The 20,497-nt window shown below is 71.8% G+C and carries 15 protein-coding genes and 3 pseudogenes; 2 read left to right on the top strand and 16 right to left on the bottom strand.

Features of this window, described 5'->3' with window-relative positions; genetic code table 11:
• Position 1 precedes the first annotated feature (1 nt).
• The 9 genes and pseudogenes from K4G64_RS11680 to K4G64_RS11720 all read right to left on the bottom strand — a co-directional run bounded on the left by K4G64_RS11680 (position 2) and on the right by K4G64_RS11720 (position 9,524).
• Positions 2-2,245, bottom strand: coding sequence for an FUSC family protein (locus K4G64_RS11680; RefSeq protein ID WP_221755958.1), 2,244 nt, complete (start codon positions 2,243-2,245; stop codon positions 2-4).
• Positions 2,246-2,329: 84 nt separating this feature from the next.
• Entirely contained in the window at positions 2,330-3,697 is a 1,368-nt protein-coding gene (locus K4G64_RS11685; protein WP_221755959.1) for an NAD(P)/FAD-dependent oxidoreductase, read from the bottom strand.
• Between the two features lie 217 nt (positions 3,698-3,914).
• Positions 3,915-5,642 carry a PP2C family protein-serine/threonine phosphatase gene (locus K4G64_RS11690; RefSeq protein ID WP_221755960.1) on the bottom strand — a complete coding sequence of 576 codons (1,728 nt, stop codon included), beginning with the start codon at positions 5,640-5,642 and terminating at the stop codon, positions 3,915-3,917.
• Positions 5,639-6,490: pseudogene (locus K4G64_RS40110) on the bottom strand (SpoIIE family protein phosphatase); the annotation flags it as partial. The pseudogene K4G64_RS40110 and the gene K4G64_RS11690, both read right to left, overlap by 4 nt.
• A 249-nt stretch (positions 6,491-6,739) precedes the next feature.
• Positions 6,740-7,123 (bottom strand): annotated as a pseudogene (locus tag K4G64_RS11700) (ATP-binding protein); the annotation flags it as partial.
• On the bottom strand, positions 7,123-7,563 hold the full coding sequence (locus K4G64_RS11705) for an anti-sigma regulatory factor (RefSeq protein WP_221755973.1): 441 nt from the start codon (positions 7,561-7,563) through the stop codon (positions 7,123-7,125). The gene K4G64_RS11705 and the pseudogene K4G64_RS11700, both read right to left, overlap by 1 nt.
• Positions 7,563-7,982 carry an STAS domain-containing protein gene (locus tag K4G64_RS11710; RefSeq protein ID WP_221755961.1) on the bottom strand — a complete coding sequence of 140 codons (420 nt, stop codon included), beginning with the start codon at positions 7,980-7,982 and terminating at the stop codon, positions 7,563-7,565. The genes K4G64_RS11705 and K4G64_RS11710 overlap by 1 nt, the downstream gene beginning before the upstream one ends.
• On the bottom strand, positions 7,979-8,866 hold the full coding sequence (locus K4G64_RS11715; RefSeq protein ID WP_221755962.1) for an STAS domain-containing protein: 888 nt from the start codon (positions 8,864-8,866) through the stop codon (positions 7,979-7,981). Before K4G64_RS11715 ends, K4G64_RS11710 begins: the two co-directional genes overlap by 4 nt.
• Positions 8,867-9,131: 265 nt before the next feature.
• Complete coding sequence (locus K4G64_RS11720) at positions 9,132-9,524, bottom strand: STAS domain-containing protein (protein WP_221755963.1); 393 nt, start codon at positions 9,522-9,524, stop codon at positions 9,132-9,134.
• Between the two features lie 349 nt (positions 9,525-9,873).
• Between K4G64_RS11720 and K4G64_RS11725 the strand changes: the two genes are divergently transcribed.
• On the top strand, positions 9,874-10,245 hold the full coding sequence (locus K4G64_RS11725; protein ID WP_185013767.1) for a PRC-barrel domain containing protein: 372 nt from the start codon (positions 9,874-9,876) through the stop codon (positions 10,243-10,245).
• Positions 10,246-10,329: 84 nt separating this feature from the next.
• On the opposite strand, the gene K4G64_RS11730 is transcribed toward K4G64_RS11725, so the two are convergent.
• Both K4G64_RS11730 and K4G64_RS11735 read right to left on the bottom strand, forming a co-directional pair.
• The gene (locus tag K4G64_RS11730; RefSeq protein ID WP_030844024.1) at positions 10,330-10,764 is read right to left on the bottom strand and encodes an ATP-binding protein; all 435 of its coding nucleotides are present in this window, start codon (positions 10,762-10,764) and stop codon (positions 10,330-10,332) included.
• A 117-nt stretch (positions 10,765-10,881) separates the two neighbouring features.
• Positions 10,882-12,780 carry a long-chain fatty acid--CoA ligase gene (locus K4G64_RS11735; protein WP_221755964.1) on the bottom strand — a complete coding sequence of 633 codons (1,899 nt, stop codon included), beginning with the start codon at positions 12,778-12,780 and terminating at the stop codon, positions 10,882-10,884.
• A 151-nt stretch (positions 12,781-12,931) separates the two neighbouring features.
• Between K4G64_RS11735 and K4G64_RS11740 the strand changes: the two genes are divergently transcribed.
• Positions 12,932-13,165: a DUF6480 family protein gene (locus K4G64_RS11740; protein ID WP_221755965.1), complete on the top strand. Its 234-nt coding sequence runs from the start codon at positions 12,932-12,934 to the stop codon at positions 13,163-13,165.
• A 28-nt stretch (positions 13,166-13,193) separates the two neighbouring features.
• Here the strand turns inward: K4G64_RS11740 and K4G64_RS11745 are convergent, their stop codons facing one another.
• The 5 genes and pseudogenes from K4G64_RS11745 to K4G64_RS11765 form a co-directional block, all read right to left on the bottom strand.
• Complete coding sequence (locus K4G64_RS11745) at positions 13,194-14,282, bottom strand: glutamate--cysteine ligase (protein WP_221755966.1); 1,089 nt, start codon at positions 14,280-14,282, stop codon at positions 13,194-13,196.
• 111 nt (positions 14,283-14,393) lie between these two features.
• Positions 14,394-16,601 carry a 1,4-alpha-glucan branching enzyme gene (gene glgB, locus K4G64_RS11750; protein ID WP_221755967.1) on the bottom strand — a complete coding sequence of 736 codons (2,208 nt, stop codon included), beginning with the start codon at positions 16,599-16,601 and terminating at the stop codon, positions 14,394-14,396.
• Between the two features lie 3 nt (positions 16,602-16,604).
• Positions 16,605-17,975 (bottom strand): maltokinase, encoded by a 1,371-nt coding sequence (locus K4G64_RS11755; protein ID WP_221755968.1) that lies wholly within the window; start codon positions 17,973-17,975, stop codon positions 16,605-16,607.
• 28 nt (positions 17,976-18,003) lie between these two features.
• Positions 18,004-19,722 (bottom strand): maltose alpha-D-glucosyltransferase, encoded by a 1,719-nt coding sequence (gene treS / locus K4G64_RS11760; protein ID WP_221755969.1) that lies wholly within the window; start codon positions 19,720-19,722, stop codon positions 18,004-18,006.
• Positions 19,719-20,497, bottom strand: a pseudogene (locus K4G64_RS11765) (alpha-1,4-glucan--maltose-1-phosphate maltosyltransferase); the annotation flags it as partial. The pseudogene K4G64_RS11765 and the gene treS, both read right to left, overlap by 4 nt.

The following is a 20,497-nucleotide window of genomic DNA, read 5'->3' on the forward strand; positions in this document are numbered from 1 at the left end:
GTCACCCTTTGGGCGCCGCCACCGGCACCCTGAGCGGCCGGGCCAGACCCACCACGGCCTCGTCCAGCCGCTCCAGATGCCGCAGCACGCGGTCGGTGATGCGGCCGTAGCGCGGTGTGCCGGCGTCGGACCCCAGCAGGGAGGCGATGCTCGGCCCGACCTCGACCTGCGCGTCCGCGTGCTCGTCGGCGACCCGGGCCGCGATGGTCTCGATGTTGCGGACCGTGCGCCCGGCGGCCCCGCGCAGTCGCGGGTCCGCAGCGATCGAGGGATGCGTGGGCAGCAGCTCGGCGGTCGCCGCCAGCGTCCGCGCGTGGTACGCGCACGTCTCCAGCAGCGCCACCACGTACCGGGCCGTGTCGCGCCGGGTCCGCAGCGGCGTGACGGGGTGGGTCAGCGGCTGGGTCGCGGCCCGCAGATCCGCCAGCGCCTGGTCCAGGTCGCGCGCCTTGTCCAGCAGCTCGTCCGCCGGTCCGCCACTGAGCTGGCCGACGGCGGCCTCCGTGACCTCGGCCAGCCGCTCCAGCACGGTGCCGAGCAGCTCGTTCGTACGGCGGTCCGTCTGCACCGGCAGCACCAGCGCCGCCGCCACCACCCCGCAGGCCACGCCGAGCGCCGTCTCCTCGATGCGCAGCACGAGCACATCGAGGCTGTAGGTGTGCAGCAGCGTGTACAGCAGCCCGAGCATCGCGGTGACGAAGAACGACATCAGGGTGTACGACAGCGGCGCCGAGTAGAACATCGCGAAGATCAGCACCAGGACCAGGGCGAACGCGGTCCAGGTGTTGTTGCCGACCAGGCCCGCCAGCACGATGCCGGCCACGACGCCGAACACCGTCCCCAGCAGCCGCCGGTACCCCTTGACCAGGATCTCGCCCGTCGACGACGTGTTGATGAAGACGATCCAGCACGTCAGCACCGCCCAGTACCAGCGCTGCGTGGACAGCAGCTCGCCGCCCACGATCGCCAGCGACGAGCCGACGGCGACCTGCACGGCCGCACGGGTGGTGGGCCGCCGCAGTCCGGTCTGCTCCTCCTGCTCGGCCTCCTCGCCGCCGCCGTCGATCGCGGCGTCCTCGGCGTCCAGTTCCTCACGGGAACGGGCCGTCGCCGGCGAGTCGTCCGACTCGTCCTGAGGGCCGTCCAGCGCGATACGCAGCCCGAGCACGGAGCGGGCCGACTCGCCGATGCCGCGGAAGACGTCCTGGAGCGCCGGCGACGCGGGCGGCAGGTTCTCCTCGTCCCGGTAGCCGAGGAGCCGGTTGCGCACCTGGGCCAGCCCGGTGCCCGCGTCGCCACTGCCCGCCCGCAGCACCAGGGTGTGCAGCGCCAGCAGATCACGGCGGAGCCTGGCGCCGGCCTCGTCCGGCATGTCCGGACCGGCGAGCGTCGGTGCGGGCGCGCCCGGCAGGTGCAGGGTCAGTGTGTCGGCCCGTTCGGCGGTGCGGGCGGTCAGCAGCAGCAGGCCGAGCCGCTCGGCGGCGATCTCGGCGTCGGCGATCCTGCGCTGCACCAGCCGTGCCGCCGACTCGTCCGGGGTGCCCTCCTCCAGCCGCCCCTGGATCATCATGGCCGTCTCGTGCAGCCGCGCGGTGCCGTCGCGCAGGGCCTTCAGCGCCTTGTCCATCTCCTCCGCGGGGGCGTCGAGGAGTTCTGCTTGCGCGGACACCAGCTGGGCCAGCCGGGCACGGAACGCCGAGCGCAGCCGCAGCAGTACACCCGTGGGCGTCGCTGGCACGACCGCGAAGCGCATCAGGGCACTGGAGCAGAACGCCAGGGCCATGGCACCGCACAGCTCCGGCAGCGTCTCGACGGTGGCGCCGACGAACAGCGACAGGAAGTAGACCTGGAAGCCGATCAGCCCCAGCGCGGTGCCCCGGTCGCCGAACCGGCGGCCGTAGACCGCGCAGAAGATCAGGACGACGAAGAAGACGTCACCGACCACGACCCGCGAGCTGAGCACCGCCCCCAGGGACACCGAGGCCAGGGCCACCGGAAGCCCCAGCGCCAGGGTCACGGCCTGAGGCCCGAGCTGCTTCTCCCGGATGGCGAAGGTGGCGACCATCGCCGCAATGGCCCCCGCCACCAGAATGTGCACGTCGGCGCCGAACAGGGAGAGCACGGCCACGGTCAGTGCGATCGCGCCGACCGTCCGCAACCCGGCCGTCAGACGCAGCAGACCTGGGTCGGACGCCGCGATCCGGTCCCGCAGTCGTGCCCGCACCGCGCGTCCCGCTGCCCTCACGCCGCCGCACTCTCTCCCGACTCACACCAAGATCCGTATCTCAGCATGACATGCCACGAGCGGAAGCCTCCGCCCGGCCCGGTGCTACTCCGGCCGGGATCCCTCGACCCGCTCCCGCACCTGCTCCGGTGTCAGATAGGCGTCGGTGTACTCGAAGTCCTTCAGCCGCGCGGCCTTGCGGGCCTGGAACCCGGTCCGTACGAAGTCGTCGCCGGCGACCGCGTTGAGCAGCCAGTTCGTCATCACCCGCGTCTTGGCCACGTTGGTGCGCAGCGCCGACCAGTGGTAGCCGCGGGCCACGGCCTGGGCGGGCAGCCCGCGCAGTTCGATGCCCAGCGGCTTGGACACCGCGTCGGTGCCGCCGAGGTCGACGACGAGCCCGAGGTCCTTGTGGACGTAACGCTTCAGCACCTGGCCCCGCAGCGACGCGATGACGTTGTCGGCGACGTGCTTGCCCTGCCGCATGGCGTGCTGCGCGGTGGGCGGGCACATGGCGCCGTCCCCCTTGGCCAGATCGGGCACGGCGGCCGAGTCGCCGAGCGCGAACACCCCGTCCTCGCCGGGCAGATTCATCTCGGGGGCCACCGCGAGCCGCCCCTTGACGGTCTCCGCTCCCAGCGTGGCGATGAGCGGGCTGGCGACGACCCCGGCGGTCCAGATGAGCGTGCGGGTCGGGATCACGCGCCCGTCGGTGAAGGTGACCTCCTCGGGGCCCGCCTTGGCGATGGAGGTGCCCAGGGAGATCTCGATGCCCCGCCGGCGCAGGATCTCCTGCGCGCTGCTGCCGAGCTTGTCGCCCAGCTCCGGCATCAGCTTCGGGGCGATGTCGATCAGGTGCCACTTGATGAGACTCGGGTCCAGGCGCGGGTAGCGCTGGACCGCGGCATGCGTCAGCCGCTGCAGGCACGCCGCGGTCTCGGTGCCCGCGTAACCGCCGCCGACCACCACGAACTGCAGCCGCGAGGCCCGCTCCACGGGGTCGTGGCTGGCGTCGGCCAGGTCCAGCTGCGAGATGACGTGGTCACGGATGTACGCCGCCTCGGCGAGCGTCTTCATCCCGAACGCGTAGTCCGTCAGCCCCGGGATGTCGAAGGTCCGGGTGATGCTGCCGGGCGCCAGCACGATGTAGTCGTACGGCTCGTCGACGATCTCGTCGGTGATGGTGCGGATGACGCAGACCTTGGACTTCAGGTCCACACCGATGGCGCCGCCCGGAATGATCCGCGTGCGGTACTTCTTGCTGCGGCGCAGGGAGACGGCGATCGACTGCGGCGTCAGCACGCCGGAGGCGACCTGGGGGAGCAGCGGCAGGTAGAGCTGGTAGGCGAACGGCGTCACCAGCGTGACGTCGGCCTCCTCCGGGGAGAGTTTCCGTTCCAGACGGCGGACGCACTCCACGCCGGCGAAGCCTGCGCCAACCACCAGGATCCTGGGTCGTGTCACGGTGTTCATCCCTTTCTGCGGCTCCAGGCGGTCTGCCTCGAACGCCTTCCGACTGCCCCTGGATCGCCGGTTCGCACCCTTTCGATCCCACCGTGTGCCCCGCCGGTGCGCCAGTCGGACGCGGCAGGCAGACGAACGCGTCGATCACCACCATGCCCGCACCATGGCCGAAAAGCACCAGGCGGGAGTGAAGAACGCGTGCACACCGGGCCGGCCGGACCCGCCGTCAGGAGCGGGCGCGGCCTTGGAAATGACAGAGCAACAGACACACGTCGTCGTCCCGCTCGGAATCGCTCAGCAACGGATGCAGCAAGCGGTCCGCCGACCCCTCCAGATCCGCGCCCAGCTCCGCCGAACGGAACCCGCCGAGCGCCGTGGCCAGCCGCTCGATCCCCGGGTCTATGCCCTGCGCACGCCGCTCCACCAGCCCGTCCGTGTACAGCGCGAGCGTCGAGCCGGGTTCCAGCTGCTCCGTGTGGTCGGCGATCTCCTGGGTGAGCGGGATGCCGAGCATCGCGCCGGGCTTGGCGTCGAGGGTGCGCACGGTGCCGTCGGGCAGCCGCAGCACCGGCGGCGGATGCCCCGCCGCGGCCCAGGTCAGCGTGGGCTCGTCCGGGTGGAACCGGGCGATGACGGCGGTGGCGTAGAGGTCCGGCTGGAGATGGTGCAGGAACCGGTGCAGCCGGGTCAGCAGCCGGCCCGGGCTGTCGCCGTCGACGGCGTAGGCCCGCAGCGCGGTGCGCAGCTGGCTCATCATCACCGCAGCGTGCAGCCCGTGCCCGGTCACGTCTCCGATGACGGTGATGAGACCGCCGTCCCGCTGGGGGAACGCGTCGTACCAGTCACCGCCGATGTTCAGTCCGTGCGTGGCCGGAAGATACCGTGCCGCCAGGCTGAGACCGGGCGTGGTGGGCAGATCCGTCAGCAGGGCGCGCTGCAATGTCTCGGCGATGTCGCGGTTGTGCTCGAAGCGCCGGGCGTTGTCGATCGCGATGCTGGCCCGCCGCGTGAGCTCGATCAGCATCACCGCGTCGTCCGGGTCCCAGCGCGCACCGGGCGGCGACAGCGTCAGCACCCCCAGCGGCGCCCGCCGCGTCGGCAGCGGCACACACAGCAGCGGCCGCCCGGGCTCCAGCGCCGACGGTGGCTGGTCCTCCACGCCGGGCAGGTTGCCGGGATGGTCGGCGGCGTACTGGGGCCGCCCGGTACGGGCCGCGACCACGGCCGCGGCCGGACGCGGCGCCGAGCGGTTCCTGTCCTCCTCGTGGTCGAACAGCCACACGTCGACGCTGCTCGCGTACTCCGGCACCAGCAGGTCCGGCAGCCGGCGCACGATCTCCTCGTGGTTCAGCGACGCCGTCAGCACGGCGCTCGCGTCCGCGAGGAACATCAGCCTGCGCCGGGCGCTCTCCGCCTCGTTGCGGGCGGTGCGCTCGGCGGCGAAGGCCTCGCGCTGGGCCCGCCCGGCCGCGTCCAGCTCGGCGTGCAGCGCCAGGACGCCCTGATTGGTCTGGTGGAGCTCCTCGCGGTGGAAGAGGACCAGGTCCTCCTGCTCGGTGAGCTTGTCCAGCACCACGGCCGTGTCCTCGTCCGCACCGAGCAGCGCCTCCGACAGGGCGGCGGGGTCGTCGACGACGGTGCCGTCCTCGGCGGCCTCGGCCGCCTCGGGGCAGGGGACGGTGACCTCCCAGAGCGGCTCCCCGGCGGCGCACGCCTCCGGCGACGGGGTCACCACGGCGTGCAGCAGGCCCTCCTCGGCGGGGGAGCCCGCCAGGTCGATGGTGAGCCGCCAGGTGCCGCCCTTGGTGAGGCACTGGCGCAGGTGGGCGCTGAGGGCGGTGGCGAGCCGGGTCCGTTCGACGGTGGGCACACCGTACGCGGCGGCCAGGCGCGCGAGCGAGATGCGGGCCCGGGCCGCGTCGGTGACGGTGGTGATCTGCCAAGTGCGCATCATGGGCGTTCCGGCGGGGTCGAGGTCAGCACGGCCACGGCCGTGTCGTCCCGCACCGGCCGGGCGGGACTGCTGGCGTCACGTATCGTCACGGCGGCCGTCACGGCCGGGTCCGCCGCGGCCAGCCAGGGGCCGGCCGGCGGTGTCCAGCGGCTGGGCAGGCCGTCGGTGTGCAGGATCAGCAGGGGGTCGTCCGTCCAGTCGGCCTCCTCCTCACGGAGGGTGGCGGGCCGGTGCACCCCGACGATGCCGGGCCGCGACAGCAGGGCGTGCCAGGAGCCGCCGGTGTGCAGTCGCGCCCCGACGTTGCCGATGCCGGCGAACCGCAGCCGCCCGGCCGACAGGTCGAGCTGGGCCATCGCGACGGCCGCGCCACGCGTGCCCTTCAGCGCGTCGTGCAGGCGCCCCAGCGACTCGGCGGGGGAGAGGTGGGCCCAGCGGTACAGCGCCGTGACCGCGGCGGACGAGGCCCGCGCGGCCTCGGGCCCGTGCCCCAGCCCGTCCGCCAGCATCAGCGTCACCCGGTCCCCGGCCCGCACCCACGCCCAGGCGTCTCCCGAGTACTCGGCTCCGCCGTAGGGGATGTTGACCCCACCGGCCCGTACTCCGGTGACCGGCAAGGATCGGTTCTGCGGGGCGGTGCCGGGGTCGGGGAAGTCGCCGAACGGTGCCGTTCGGCGGCCCGGATCGGCACCGGCGTCCGTGAGGCCGTGGGGCGGTGCCGCCTGTGGGACCGGGATGCCCGGGTCCGTGAGGCCGCGTGTCCGCGTCGCCCGAGGGTCCCTCGTTCCGGTGTCCCGAGGAGCGTGGCTCGCTGCCGTCGGAGGGACCGGCGCGCCCGTTCCCGGGTGGGCGTGGCCCGGCGTCGTGTACGACCCGTGCGCACGGTCTGCCGCGGGCGCGATACCGCCGGTGGCGCCCTGACCCTGTCCGGTGAGGCCCGCCGTCGCGTGGCCCGTCAGGCCGCCGCAGGCCACCGCGCCGAACGGCGGCTCGCCGCCGGGCCACCGACCGCCGTCGGCGGCACCGTCCTCGGGCCGCACCGACGCCTCACCGCCCCGGGGCGTCGTGCCCACGCGGGCCACCGCGACCGTGCCGCTGCCGGGGACGCTGTGCAGGGCGAACTCGTCGGACAGGCGCAGGCACGTACCGAGGCCCGCGCCGAGCGAGCGGCTCGTGGAAAAGCCGTCACGCAGCGCCGCGGGCACGTCCGCGATGCCCGGGCCGTGATCGATCGCGGCGATCTGCACCGTCCGGGACCCCTCCCGGCCCTCCCGCAGCACCGGCGGAGCCACGACGTCGATGAGCACCTGGCCACCCTCGGCGTGCTTCAGCAGATTGGTGGCGAGCTCGGTCGCGACCAGCGCGGCCGCCGCGGTGCGCCGCTCGTCCAGCCCGGCCATCGCGGCGGCGCCCTCGGCCGCGACCCGGGCGTCGCGCACCCGGGTCGAGTCGCGCACCGGCACGTCCCACACGCGCGGCATCAGACCTCCTCACGCGGACGCGGCGGCCGGCCCACCCAGCAGGTCACCCGCACGGTCGTGCCCGAGCCCGGCGTGGTGTCGATGTCGAAGTCGTGCACCAGCCGCCGCGCGCCGCTCAGCCCCATCCCCAGACCGCCGCCGGAGGTGTAGCCGTCGCTCAGTGCCAGGTCGAGGTCGGCGATGCCCGGCCCGTCGTCGCTGAAGGCCAGCCGCAGCCCCTGCGCACCCGCCCCGCCGACCTGCGTCGCCTCCATCTGTCCGCCACCGCCGTGCACCAGAGTGTTGCGGGCCAGCTCGCTGGCCGCGGTGACGAGCTTGGTCTGGTCCACCAGGCCGAAGCCGAGCAGGGCAGCGGCCTGCCGTACGTGCTGTCGCACCCACACCAGGTCCATGTCCGACCGGATGGGCAGGCAGGCCTCGACGCCCGCGGCGGTGTGCATCACGGACTCTCCTGACGCGGGCTGCCGGGACGGGTCAACGGGGCCTGCTGCGCGAGGAGTTCCATCCCCGCCTCGGTACTGAGTGCGGTGCTCAGCCCCGGCAGCGTCAGACCCAGTTCGACCAGGGTGATGGCGACAGCCGGGCGCATGCCGGCCACCACGGTGCGCGCGGCCAGCAGCTTGGACTGCGCGGCGATCTCGGCCAGCACCCGGCCGAGGAAGGAGTCGACGATCTCCACACCGGAGATGTCGATGAGGACCCCGCGCACCCCGGTACGGGAAATGGTCTCCGAGAGGTCCTGCTGGAGCTGCTGCGCCGTGCTGTCGTGCAGGTCCCCCTGGAGCGTGACCAGCAGGACGTCGCCGAGCCGGAGGACCGGCACATGGCCGGTCGCAGGGTGGGGGTGGGCGTCGTTCACCGCAGACCCGCACCCGGGTTCACGATGTCCGCGCCGAGCTGGTGCAGCGCGTACCCCAGCGCGTCGGCGAGGCTCGCACGGGTGATCACGTCCAGGTCCAGGCCGAGATGCACGATGGTCTGGGCGATGGCGGGGCGGATGCCCGAGACGATGCACTGGGCGCCCATGAGGCGCGCCGCGGCGACCGTCTTCATCAGGTGCTGTGCCACCAGTGAGTCGACCGTCGGCACGCCGGTGATGTCGAGGATCGCGAACCGCGCGCGCTGGTCGACGACGGCGTTCAGCAGCGTCTCCATCACGATCTGGCTGCGGGCGCTGTCGAGCGTTCCGATGAGCGGCACGGCCACGATGCCGTCCCACAGCCGGATGACGGGCGTGGCCACCTCCATCAGCTGCATCCGCTGCCGGTCGCTGAGCGCCTGCCATTCGCTCAGCGCGGTCTGCATGGCCACCAGCCGCAGGGTGCCCATCAGTACCGTCAGCGCGGTCGAACAGGCCCGCAGGTGCTCGGGGGGCGCCTGCTCCAGATCGGCGGCCAGCAAGTTCTCCACGGGCGGTCGCAGAGCCGCCAGCTCGCTGGAGATCTGGGTGTTGGACAGCCCGGCGCGGGAGCGGGCCGCTCCCATCCGGCCCAGCTGCTCGCGCACGGCGCTGAATCCGGCGGCGTCCGGGTCCTCCACCTGGCCCGAGTCGGCCACCTGGGCCAGTGCGTCCACGATGACCTTGCCCGCTTCCACCGCCTCGTCGCGCGAGACGGTGAACACGGTGCGGAACAAGGGCTCGTCCGCCCACCGCTGGGCGATCTGCTCACATCGGCGGTGCAGGAAGTCCCTGACCTCGTCGGTGGGCGTGGCGAGCTGTCCGTCCGCTTCGTGCTCCGGCACCTGGTTCTCTCCTCATCCGCGTTGCGTCGACCGAGCCCGCTTCTTGCAACGAGACGGCGATGTGACACTTGCCGGGCGACAACTCTAACCATGCGCCGACCTCGCACGACACCGGCTCCGGGGCAAGAGATCCGGTTCGGGGAAACGGCGTTGGGCGCCCGCCGTTCGCGGCGTGCGGAGAGTGATCCGTCGTCCGGGCACGGCGGAGCGAGGGCACCGGACGCACCGGTCTTCGCCGGCGCCGTGCCCGAGGGGACCCGGACCGTCAGACGCTCGGCTCCTCCGGGAGGTCCGGCTCCGCGTCGACACGGGCCAGGGCCTCGTCGACGCTCTCCGATATCGGCACCGTGATGCTGACGCCGGTCAGATCGAGGATGCGCCGCACGGCCGGCGTCGGGCTGATGACGTGCACGCTGCCCTCGGTCTTACGGGTCTCCTGGTACACCCGGAGAATGATGTTCATCCCGGACGAGTCCATGAAGGGCACGGACGAGAGGTCGATGAGGAAATGCCGTCGGCCGTGGTGGAGTTGGTTGGCCAGATGGGCCTGGAACTCGGTCGCGGTGTCGACGTCCAGGTAGCCGTCGACCGTGATCAGGGCCACGTCCGGACGGGGCAGTTCGACTTCCACGGACAGCGGGTTCTGGGCGAGGGGCACGGATTACCTCCAAGAAGTGCTACGGCCTGGGCTGGTCACCTCTGGGGATGACCGCGGTGCGAGGGGACCCCGGTCGTTCTCCGGGCTCGAATGCCGATTCTCATGCGCCTCCCTTCGCTGACGGGCTTCGGATGTCACCGCGCCCCCGCGAATACCCCGGAAACCACCCTCCATGCACCGCTTGCCGAAACATCGTCGGGACCGGGCCCGAGGAAGTCGCCCGCGGTCGCAGGTGTGTGCGCCGAATGCGCTTGCGGCAGCAGGGTAATTGCTGCTGTGGAACGGGTCGGGCGCGAGGCGTCCGCCGCAGCAATCGCGATCAGCACATCGCCAGGGAGGATGGGGCAGCGTGGCCATCGACAGAATCTGGTCGTACGCGCCGGACAGCGGTCACACCGAGGGGCAGGACCTGACCGGGTACGCCGTCGCCGCGACCGACGGCACGATCGGGCACGTGGACCGGGAGGCCGCCCCGCACGACATGCGGCACCTGGTCGTCGACACCGGTGTCTGGGTGTTCGGCCGCAGCGTCCTGGTGCCGGCCGGAGTGGTCACCGGCATCGACACACAGGGGAGGAAGGTCACACTTGCCTGCAGCAGGGCGGACGCCAAGGCGGCGCCCCGCTTCCAGACCGACAGCGAGACGAGGGACCAGGAGTACCTGCGGGCCGTGGGGGACTACTACGACCGGCTGCCGCCGCGCGAGACGGCCTCGGTCTGAGCCGGTCACGGGCGCACAGCGCCCGTGACGCTCCCGGCTCGTCGGGGGAGAAGCTCACCGAGGCAGGACTCACCCCGGCGAGACTCACCAGGGCAAGAACACGTGCACGTCCTTGCCGCGGTCGTCGGCCACCACGCTCACCTGGTCGCACAGCGTGTGGATGAGGTGCCAGCCGATGCCCCCGCCGCCGCTGCGCGGATCGAAGGGGCGGGGGGCGGGCTCCGTGGTGCTGGTGTCGTGCAGGACCACATGCACCCCGTCGAAGGTCCGGCGCATCCGCAGCGCGAACGGACCCGGGGCGTACTGGACCGCGTTGGCGGCCAGTTCCGTTACCACCAGCAGGATGTCGTCCCAGTACTCGGGGGCAGAGGGCGGGGCGGAGCGTGCCAGATCACGCAAGAACTCCTCCGCGGCCAGTCGCGCACCTGTCACGTCGTGCGGCTCGCCCACGAAGCTGTTCGTGCGGCTCGGGATCTCCTCGGAGGTCAGGGCGTCGTCCCCACGCGGCTCGGTTGACATATCGCCTTTCCGGCCCGGGCGTCAGCGAAGGCTGTCGTCAGGGCTGTCGTCCTTTCTCTTGCGTCGCCACTGTTGCGTGTTCCCGAGTGGGCGTCGCCTACGCGTCCGGCCGCAGGCTCAGCGGAACACGTTGTCGGAATCGTCCCAGTTAGAGGGTTCGTCCGGGGTGCTCGGCCGCCCCGGACGCCTGCGTGACTGGTACATCGCGTCGATCTCGGAAGCGTAGTGCCGCACGATCTCGTCGCGGCGCAGTTTCATCGACGGCGTGAGCAGCCCGTTGGTCACGTCGAACGACTCCGGCAGCACCCGGAACACCCGGATCGACTCCGACGGCGACACGACACTGTTGGCCGCGGCCACGGCCCGGGCGACCTCCTCCCGCAGCGCGTTCTCCTCCCGGGCCTCCCGCATCTCGCCCTGCAGCGCCAGCCCGGCCCGCCAGTGCGCAAGGAACTCCGGATCCAGCGTGATCAGGGCGCCGACACAGGGCCGGTTGTCGCCCACCACCACGGCCTGGTGGATGAGCGGGTGCATCCGCAGCCGCTGCTCCAGGGCCAGCGGGGCGACGCTCTTGCCGCTGCTGGTGATGATGATGTCCTTCTTGCGGCCGGTGATCGTCAGATAGCCCTCCGCGTCCAGCCGTCCGAGGTCCCCGGTGGCGAGCCACCCGCCGCGCAGCGCGGCCCGGGTGGCGGCCTGGTCGCCCACGTATCCCTGGAACACCGACGGGCCGCGCACCAGGATCTCCCCGTCCTCGGCCACCCGGATCTCCATGCCCGGCAGGGCCTGTCCGACCGTCCCCGACTTCTCCCGGCCGAGCGGCTGCATGGTCACCCCGCCGGCGGTCTCCGTCAGGCCGTACCCGTCGTGCACGTAGATGCCGATGCCCTCGTAGAAGAGGGACAGATCGCGGCTGAGGGGGGAGCCGCCGGACGTCGCCCGCTGCACCCGCCCGCCCAGCGCCGCCCGCAGCCTGCGGTACACCGTGCGCTCGTACAGGGCGTGCTGGAGCCGCAGGTCGAAGCCGGGCCCCCGGCCGCGGCCCAGCCGCTGGCGTTCCAGGGCCGCGGCGAAGTCCTGGGCCGTCTCCGCGGCCCGCTCGAACAGAGAGCCGTGGCCCCCCTGCTGCGCCGTGCGCAGGAAGTTCTTGTAGATCTTCTCGAGGATCGACGGGACCGCGTAGAGGTACGTCGGCCGGAAGGAGCGCAGCGCCGCCGACAGCGCCTCCCCGCTCAGATCGCCCTGGTGGCCCATCAGCAGCCCGCCGCGTACGCACAGCCCCTGGATCATCAGCCCGTACACATGGGAGAAGGGCAGGAACGCGAGGACGGAGCCCTGCTCCCCGCGCGGCGCCGCCGTGTGCCCCCAGCCCGCCAGCAGCGTGTCGCAGGGTCCGGCCAGGTTGCGGTGGCTGAGGGCGCAGCCCATGGCGTGCCCGGAGGTGCCGGAGGTGTAGGCGATGACGGCCGTGGAGTCCGGCAGCACGATGCGCCGCATCGAGTCGACCGTGGCGATCGGGATGAACTCCCCGCGGTCCGTCAGCTGCTCCAGCGCGCCCGCGTCCAGCTGCCAGACGTGGCGCAGCAGCGGCAGCGATGCGCACACCGAGCCGACGGTCATGACGCCCTGCTCGTCCTCGACGACCACGGCCACGCAGCCGGCGTCCCGCAGGATCCACTCCACCTGGTCACGCGAGGAGGTCGGGTAGACCGGGACCACCTCGGCGCCCACGGCCCACAGCGCGTAGCACAGCACCGTCCACTCGAACCGGGTGCGCGCCATGATCGCCACGCGCTGACCCGGCGCGATCCCGGAGGCGATCAGCCCCTTGGCCACGTCCACCACCTGGTCGCGCAGCTCGATCGCCGTCACCTCCTCCCAGGTCGTGGAGGCGGGGTCGGCCCGGCGGGCGAGCATCGGCCGGGTCGGTTCGCGGCCCGCCGTCTCGAAGACGCTGTCGGCGAGCCCGCCGGTCAGGGGCGCCACGGCCGGGGGAGCGACGGCGAGGTCGCGCATGCACTGCTCCTGACGTGTACGGGGTGTGACATTGCCGACGGGTACCGTCATCGGCGGTGCTCGAATGTAGTCGAGTCAGGACCCTTCGGGGTCGGAAAATACGGAAGTGGACCCACTGGTGATCTCGTCGTGATCGGGGGACCCGGACGGCATGACTCACATCAGCCCCGATCCCGAACCAGAACGCACCCCGGGTCTGGAGCCCGGCGGCGGTGTGCCGCCGGGCGAGACCCCGCCCGTGGAGAGCAGCATGCCGGAAACGCTGCCCCGGGAGACCCACAATCCGACCAAGGGCTGGGCCAAGGCCCCGCTCACCGTGATCATCGTCGTCGCGGTGCTGATCGCGGCGTTCTTCCTGGCCTACGCCCTCGTCCTGATCCTCTGAACCCCCGGTCCGAGCGGGACGGAACGCCTCACGCCTGCGTCTGGCGGACACACTCGGTGACGACGTCCCGCAGACTCCCCGTGCGCTCCATCAGAGCGCGCTGCACCTGAGCGCCGTTGCCGTCCCGCAGCAGTTCCTCGCAGGCGGCGCCGGCCCGCTCCAGGTCGCCCGTGCCGTCGAGGGCCTCCTCGACATGGTCCAGCAGGGCACGGACGACGGCCTCGGCGGGCATCCGCCGCATGGTCCCGGGGTGCAGCAGTTCGCCCGAGAGACCGGACCGGGCGGCCTGCCAGTCGGCCAGCCGCAGCAGGCTGACGCTGTGGCCCAGCGGCTCTCGGCCCGCCCGCCACTCGCGCGCGGCGGTCTCCACCAGCCCGCGGACGAGCGTGGCGATGAGCGCGGCCGTGCCGGAGTGCAGGCAGACGTCCGAGACCCGGAGTTCCACCGTCGGATACCGCGGGGACAGCCGGGCGTCGAAGTAGATCATCCCGTCGTCGAGGAGGGCCCCGGTGGCCACCATGTCCGCGATCAGACGGTGGTACCGCTCGGCCGAGCCGAAGATCTCGGTCGGGCCGGCCGACGGCCAGCGCAGCCACACCCGGCTGCGGTAGCTGTTGTACCCGGTGTCCTTGCCCTGCCAGAACGGCGAATTCGCGCTGAGCGCCCGCAGCACCGGGAGCCACGGCCGCAGCCGGTCGATGACCGCGACGCCCTCCTCGTCGGACTCCACCGACACATGCACATGACAGCCCATGACGAGCTGCTCCCGGGTGGCGATGCCGTACTGGTCCGCCATCCACTGGTAGCGCCGGTTCACGCTGACAGCGGGGCTGACGGGCAGCGGTGAGGTGGCGAGCGCCGCCACGGTGCAGCCGATCTCCTCCGCGTGCCGGGCGGCCTCCTTGCGGCACCGGGCGATCTCCGCGCGCAGGCTCTCCATGGACGACTGCGGATGGGTGGCGAACTCCAGCATCTGCTCGTGGAGTTCCTTCTCGAAGACGTCCTGATCAGCGTCGGCCTTCTCCGCCCGGGCGAGCACCGCTGCGGACAACGCCCGCGGTTCTCCGGTCTCCGGATCGACCAGGAGGAGTTCCTCCTCCACACCCACCGTGCGCACCTGATGCCCGCCCTTCTGTGCCCTGCCATGCCGTACCACCGGGTGCTCCCGGTGGTACGACCCCCAGTGCCCCTCACAGGCGGGTGGGACACCTGCCGGGGCGACAGGACTTCACACGGCGAACGGCGTCAGCCACACCGTGGCCAGCGGAGGCAGCGTGAGGTGGACACGGCCGTCCTCCGGCTTGACGGGATCCGGGTTGGTGACGCCGCTGCCGCCGTAGCGTGCGTCGTCGGTGTTGAGACGCTCCTCCCAGGCGACGACGTCACCGGGCACCCACAGGCCGTAGTCCTGCCGCACCACCGGGGAGAAGTTCGACACCGCCAGCAGCGGACGGCCCTCGGCGTCGTAGCGCAGGAACGCGAGGACGTTGTCGTCGGCCGAGTCCACCGCCACCCACCGGAAGCCCTCCGGGCGGGTGTCGCACTGCCACAGCGCCGGCGTCCCCCGGTAGACGGTGTTCAGGTCGCGCACCAGGTCGCGCACGCCTCGGTGGTCACCCGCCGAGTGGTAGCCGTCGTCGAGCAGCCACCACTCCGGGCCCTGTTCCACCGACCACTCGGCCCCCTGCGCGAACTCCTGCCCCATGAACAGCAGCTGCTTGCCGGGGTGGCCCCACATGAAGCCGAGGTAGGCACGGTGGGTGGCGCGCCGCTGCCACCAGTCGCCGGGCATCTTCGACACCAGCGCCTGCTTGCCGTGCACGACCTCGTCGTGGGAGATCGGCAGGACGTAGTTCTCGCTGTAGGCGTACACCATCGAGAACGTCATCTCGTGGTGGTGATACTTGCGGTGCACCGGCTCGTGGGCGATGTACTCCAGCGAATCGTGCATCCAGCCCATGTTCCACTTCAGCCCGAACCCGAGCCCGCCGGTCTCGGTCGGCCGGGTCACGCCGCCCCAGGCGGTGGACTCCTCCGCGATGGTGACCACGCCCGGCGCCCGCCGGTACACGGTCGCGTTCATCTCCTGGAGGAACCCCATCGCCGCCAGGTCCTCCCGGCCGCCATAGGCGTTGGGCTCCCACTGGCCGTCCTCGCGCGAGTAGTCCAGGTACAGCATCGAGGCGACCGCGTCCACGCGCAGTCCGTCGATGTGGAACTCCTCGCACCAGTACACGGCGTTCGCGACCAGGAAGTTGCGCACCTCGGTGCGGCCGAAGTCGAACTCGTAGGTGCCCCAGTCCGGGTGCTCCGCACGCCGGTCGTCACCGGGCTCGTACAGCGGCTCACCGTCGAACCGCGCCAGTGCCCAGTCGTCCTTCGGGAAGTGCGCCGGCACCCAGTCCATGATCACGCCGATCCCGGCCCGGTGGCAGGAGTCGACGAAGAACCGGAAGTCGTCCGGCGTGCCCAGCCGGGACGTCGGCGCGTAGAAGCCGGTCACCTGGTAGCCCCAGGACCCGTGGAAGGGGTGCTCGGCGACCGGCATCAGCTCCACGTGCGTGAAGCCCAGGTCCTTGACGTACGCCGGGAGTTCCTCGGCGAGCTGCCGGTAGGTCAGCCCCGGCCGCCAGGACGCCAGGTGCACCTCGTACACCGAGAACGGCGCCTCGTGCACGGGTGTGTCGGCGCGGTGCGCCATCCATTCGGTGTCGCCCCACTCGTAGTGCGAGGCCGTCACGATCGACGCCGTGTTGGGCGGCTCCTCGCAGCGCCGGGCCATCGGGTCCGCCTTGAGGAAGCGGTGCCCGTGCCGGGAGTGGATCTCGAACTTGTAAGCGGTGCCCTCGCCGACACCCGGCAGGAACAGCTCCCACACGCCCGAGGCGCCCAGGGACCGCATCGGGAACTGCGTGCCGTCCCAGTGGGTGAAGTCCGTGGCGACCCGCACGCCCTGCGCGTTCGGCGCCCACACCGTGAACCGGGTGCCGGTCACGCCCTCGTGGGTCATGGGCTGCGCGCCGAGCGCCTGCCACAGCTCCTCGTGCCGGCCCTCGCGGATCAGGTGCAGGTCGAGCTCGCCGAGCGCGGGCAGGAAGCGGTACGGGTCGTGCGTCTCCTGCTCTCCGCCCTCGTACGCCACGTGCAGCGTGTACTCGGGGATCTCCTCCAGCGGCAGCACGCCCGAGAAGAGGCCGTCGCCCTCCGAGACGAGGGCCGTGCGGCTGCCGCCGATCACCACGCTCACCGCGCGGGCGAAGGGGCGCAGCGCCCGGAACGCGATCCCGCCGGGCACCGGGTGGGCACCCAGCAGCGCGTGCGGATCGTGGTGGGCTCCGGCCAGCAGACGCCCGCGGTCCTCGGGACTCAGGGCAGGGGCGGTGGTGCTCGGGACCGGGCCGGACGGCTCCGGGATTGAGGTGTCGCGCAGGGCCACGGCTCAGTCTCCTCTCACGGCGAGGCGCTCGATCGCCGCCATCGGTACAGGCAGCCAGTCGGGGCGGTGCCGTGCCTCGTACAGCACCTCGTACACGGCCCGGTCCGTCTCATAGGCGCGGAGCAGTCCGTGTTTCTTGCGCGGGTCCCAGCCGGCGCGGGCCGCGTAGCCCGCGCAGTAGGCCTCGCGACAGCGACGGGCCCACTCCGGGCGCCAGGGGCGGCGCTGCCGGGCGGCGTAGTCGAAGGAACGCAGCATCCCGGCGATGTCCCGCACGGGGGAGTGGGCGCTGCGCCGTTCGGAGAGCGGCCGGGACGGCTCGCCCTCGAAGTCGATGACGAACCACTCGCGCCCCGCCCGCAGCACCTGACCCAGGTGCAGGTCACCGTGGATGCGCTGGGCGGGCGGCCCGGGATCGCAGCTGGTGAGGGCGGCGAACGCGGTCCGCAGTCCGGGTACGAACGGCTGCAGAGCGGGCACGCAGTGCGCGGCGGCGTCCAGCCGCTCGGTCATCGCGGCCGCCGTCTGTCCGTTCTCCCCGGGCCCGCCGACGGGGAACGCCGACGCCAGCGCGAGGTGCACCTCCGCCGTGGCCGCCCCCAGCGCCCGGGCCTGGACGGTGAAGTCGTCCCCGGCGGCCAGCGCGTTCAGACCCAGCGTCCAGCCGTCGGAGGCGTCCCGCAGATACGGCTGGAGCACGCCGAGGGTGGCCTTGAACGGATGGTTCGTCTGGAACCAGGCCACGGGCGCGGGCACCCGGTGACAGCCCTGGCGGGCCAGCGCGCCCGGCACCTCGAGGTCCGGGTTGACGCCCGGCTGGATGCGCCGGAAGACCTTCAGGATGTACTCGTCTCCGTACACCAGCGAGGAGTTGGACTGCTCGGCGTCCAGCAGCCGCGGCACCAGTCCGGCGGGCACCCGCTGGTCCGGATCGCAGTCGAAGCGCAGGGGACCCGTGGTGCCCGGATGCCGCAGCCGGTCCAGCAGCAGCTGGGCCGAACGGGGGTCGTGCAGCGCGTCGTAGACGGTCAGGCCGGCCAGGGGCCCGTCCTGCACCCGCCCGATCAGCGCCCGCCCGAGCCGCGGCGAGGGGTGCTCGCGCACGCCGAGCAGCAGCTGGTAGCAGTCGCCGGCCTGGGGAGCCCCGCCGGGCGAGGGCACGCCCGCGTGGCCGGCGTGACCGGCGTGGACCAGCAGATGCAGACAGCCCGGGAAGAGCTCGGTCATCGACAGCAGGCCGAGCTCGGTGACCGGCCGGTCCTTGCCCGCGAACCAGCGCTGCCGGGGCAGCCAGTCGCGCAGCAGCCGGCCGAGCGACTCCATGGGCTCGGCCAGGCGCGGGAGGTCCGGGCGCAGGGATGCGGTCTTCGGCATGGTCACGCCTCCTTGTCTCGGCGCAGGCTCACAGTCGCCGGCCGATGCGGGATGCGACTCGAGTGAGCCGGAACCAGTAGAAGCCGTGGCCCCCGAGGGTCAGCAGGTACGGCAGCTCGCCGATGGCGGGGAAGCGGACCCCGCCGAACAGCTCCACCGGGTGCCGCCCCGCGAACTCGCGCAGGTCCAGTTCGGTGGGCTGCGCGAACCGCGCGAAGTTGTTGACACACAGGACCAGGTCGTCCTCGTACTCCCGCAGGAACGCCAGCACCGCCGGGTTGGAGGAGGGCAGTTCGGTGTACGAGCCGAGTCCGAAGGCGGGGTTCTGCTTGCGGATCTCGATCATGCGGCGGGTCCAGTGCAGCAGCGACGACGGCGACGACATCGACGCCTCGACATTGGTCACCTGGTGGCCGTAGACCGGGTCCATGATCGCCGGGAGGTAGAGGCGCCCCGGGTCGCAGGTGGAGAAGCCGGCGTTGCGGTCCGGGGTCCACTGCATGGGGGTCCGGACGGCGTCCCGGTCGCCGAGCCAGATGTTGTCGCCCATGCCGATCTCGTCGCCGTAGTACAGGATCGGCGAGCCCGGCAGGGCGAGCAGCAGCGCGGTGAACAGCTCGATGGTGTGCCGGTCGTTGTCCAGCAGCGGGGCCAGGCGCCTGCGGATGCCGATGTTGGCGCGCATGCGGGGGTCCTTGGCGTACTCGGCCCACATGTAGTCGCGCTCTTCGTCCGTGACCATCTCGAGGGTGAGCTCGTCGTGGTTGCGCAGGAACATCCCCCACTGGCAGCCCGAGGGGATGGCCGGGGTCTTGGCCAGGATCTCGGAGACCGGGTAGCGCGACTCGCGGCGCACGGCCATGAAGATGCGCGGCATGACCGGGAAGTGGAAGGCCATGTGGCACTCGTCGCCGCCGCTGGCGTAGTCGCCGAAGTAGTCGACGACGTCCTCGGGCCACTGGTTGGCCTCCGCCAGCAGCACGGTGTCCGGGTAGAGGGCGTCGATCTCGCGGCGGACGCGCTTGAGGAACGCGTGCGAGGCGGGCAGGTTCTCGCAGTTGGTGTCCTCGGCCGCGTAGAGGTAGGGCACCGCGTCCAGCCGGAACCCGTCGATGCCCAGGTCCAGCCAGAACCTCAGCGCGGCCAGGATCTCCTCCTGGACGCGGGGGTTCTCGTAGTTGAGGTCCGGCTGGTGGGAGAAGAAGCGGTGGAAGAAGTACTGGCCGCGCACCGGGTCGAAGGTCCAGTTCGAGGTCTCGGTGTCGACGAAGATGATCCGGGCGTCCGGGTAGCCCTTGTCGTCGTCGGCCCACATGTAGTAGTCGCCGTAGGGCCCGTCGGGGTCCTTGCGCGACTCCTGGAACCACGGGTGCTGGTCGCTGGTGTGGTTCATGACGAAGTCGATGATCACGCGCATGCCGCGCTGGTGGGCGGCGTCGACGAACTCCACGAAGTCGGCCAGGTCGCCGAACTCGGGCAGCACGGCCGTGTAGTCGGAGACGTCGTAACCGCCGTCGCGCAGGGGGGACTTGAAGAACGGCGGCAGCCACAGGCAGTCGACGCCGAGCCACTGGAGGTAGTCCAGCTTCGCGGTCAGGCCCTTGAGGTCGCCGACGCCGTCGCCGTTGCTGTCCTGGAAGGAGCGGACGAGCACCTCGTAGAAGACGGCGCGCTTGAACCAGTCGGGATCCCGGTCCCTCGCGGGGGTGTCCTCGAAGGTGTCCAGCACGGGCTCGTTCACGGTCATGACGTTCCTGCCCCTGGGGTCGCGTGCGCGGCGGGCGGGGACTGGACGTGAAGGACGTGCGCGGGAGCCCGCCCCGGCTCCAGGCGCACGTAGTTGGTCCTGCCCCAGTGGTAGGTCTCGCCGGTGAGCTCGTCGCGCACCGGCACCGACTGGTACCAGTCCAGGCCGAGTTGCGGCATGTCCAACGAGACCGTGCCCTCCTGGGCGTGATGCGGGTCGAGGTTGGCGACCACCAGGACGACATCGGATCCGCTGCGCTTGCTGTACGCGATGAGCGCGTCGTTGTCGGTGTGGTGGAAGCGGAGGTTTCTGAGCCGGCGCAGTGCCCGGTGTTCCCGCCGGATGGTGTTGAGGCGGGTGAGCAGCGGGGCGATGGTGCGGCCCTCGCGTTCGGCGGCCGCCCAGTCGCGGTGGCGGAGCTGGTACTTCTCCGAGTCGAGGTACTCCTCGCTGCCCTCGCGCAGCGGGGTGTTCTCACACAGTTCGTAGCCGGAGTAGATGCCCCAGGCCGGTGACAGCGTCGCGGCGAGGACGGCCCGGACCTCGAAGGCGGGACGGCCGCCGTGCTGGAGGTAGGCGTGCAGGATGTCGGGGGTGTTGGGGAAGAAGTTGGGCCGCATGTAGGAGGCGGCCTCACCCGACAGCTCGGTGAGGTACTCGGTCAGCTCCTCTTTGGAGTTGCGCCAGGTGAAGTAGGTGTAGGACTGCTGGAAGCCGATCTGGGCCAGGGTGTGCATCATCGCCGGCCGGGTGAACGCCTCGGCCAGGAAGATCA

This window comes from Streptomyces sp. WAC04114 (assembly GCF_019733245.1).
In the GTDB taxonomy this organism is placed as follows: domain Bacteria; phylum Actinomycetota; class Actinomycetes; order Streptomycetales; family Streptomycetaceae; genus Streptomyces; species Streptomyces massasporeus_A.

What these genes read in the sequence shown, in the direction of transcription:
- K4G64_RS11685 (WP_221755959.1), bottom strand. Translation starts at nt 3,697, where the DNA reads ATGAACACCGTGACACGACCCAGGATCCTGGTGGTTGGCGCAGGCTTC.
- K4G64_RS11690 (WP_221755960.1), bottom strand. Translation starts at nt 5,642, where the DNA reads ATGATGCGCACTTGGCAGATCACCACCGTCACCGACGCGGCCCGGGCC.
- K4G64_RS11705 (WP_221755973.1), bottom strand. Translation starts at nt 7,563, where the DNA reads ATGCACACCGCCGCGGGCGTCGAGGCCTGCCTGCCCATCCGGTCGGAC.
- K4G64_RS11730 (WP_030844024.1), bottom strand. Translation starts at nt 10,764, where the DNA reads ATGTCAACCGAGCCGCGTGGGGACGACGCCCTGACCTCCGAGGAGATC.
- K4G64_RS11735 (WP_221755964.1), bottom strand. Translation starts at nt 12,780, where the DNA reads ATGCGCGACCTCGCCGTCGCTCCCCCGGCCGTGGCGCCCCTGACCGGC.
- K4G64_RS11740 (WP_221755965.1), top strand. Translation starts at nt 12,932, where the DNA reads ATGACTCACATCAGCCCCGATCCCGAACCAGAACGCACCCCGGGTCTG.
- K4G64_RS11755 (WP_221755968.1), bottom strand. Translation starts at nt 17,975, where the DNA reads ATGCCGAAGACCGCATCCCTGCGCCCGGACCTCCCGCGCCTGGCCGAG.
- treS (WP_221755969.1), bottom strand. Translation starts at nt 19,722, where the DNA reads ATGACCGTGAACGAGCCCGTGCTGGACACCTTCGAGGACACCCCCGCG.